The following is a 900-nucleotide window of genomic DNA, read 5'->3' as shown; positions in this document are numbered from 1 at the left end:
CCCAGCAACGCGACCACCAGGTCCACCGACCGCGGCAGCAACACACCCACCACGTCACCCGGCCCCACACCCGCGCCCCGCAAGCCCCACGCCAGCCTGTTCGCCCGCTCCTCCAACTCCCCGAACGACAGCGCCTCACCCGCGCACCGCACCGCCACACCCGCACCGCCAAGACGGTCAACCACCCCCTCAACGAGCTCCTCCACCCGACCCACCACACCGCCCGCCAGCGGCACACCCGCCGACAGCGCACCCAACCGCTCCCGCTCCCCCACCGACCGCACATCCACCTCGGCCAACACGGCATCCGGGCACTCCACCAACGCGGAGAGAGCGGTGAGGAAGCGGTCGGCGAGGAGGGCGGCGGTGTCGGCGGCGTACAGGTCGGTGTCGTAGGCCAGGAAGCCGCTGATGCCGTCGTCGCCTTGGAAGAGGTACAGCTCGACGTCGTTGCGGATGGTGACGGGTGCCATCACCATCGGGCGGACCGGCAGGTTCCCGAGGCGGGCCTCGGCCGGTCGTGGCTGGAGCACGAAGAGGACGTCGAACAGGGCGGCGCCCCGCCGGCCGAGCTGCTCCGCGACCGTTTCGATGGGCACATGGGCGCCGCTGTACGCGTCGAGGCAGGTGTCGCGGACCGCGTGGAGCGCCTCGCGGACGGTGCGCGCGCCGGTGGTGTCGGTGCGCAGGGCGAGCATGGTCGCGAGGGGGCCGATGGCGCCCGGCGCGTGGTGGCGTGCTCGGGTGGCGATGGGTGACCCGACGGTGATGTCCGAGTGTCCGGCCGTCCGCGCCAGCGTCAGATGAAAGGCGGTGAGCAGCACCATGAAGGGTGTCATCGCGTTGCTGTCGGCCAGTTCCTGGACGCGGCGCATCAGGTCGGCGTCCAGGGTGACGTCG

General features: G+C 72.0%; 1 protein-coding gene. It reads right to left on the bottom strand.

From position 1 onward, the window contains the following. Positions 1–900 (bottom strand): condensation domain-containing protein (locus CCN29_RS33775; RefSeq protein WP_143661462.1); only part of this gene is annotated, 900 nt, incomplete at both ends.

Origin of the sequence: Streptomyces pseudogriseolus, assembly GCA_002154585.1 — a bacterium.
GTDB lineage: Bacteria > Actinomycetota > Actinomycetes > Streptomycetales > Streptomycetaceae > Streptomyces > Streptomyces pseudogriseolus.
The sequence above is the reverse complement of the archived record's forward strand: the minus strand, read 5'-3'. Positions and strand labels throughout refer to the sequence as shown.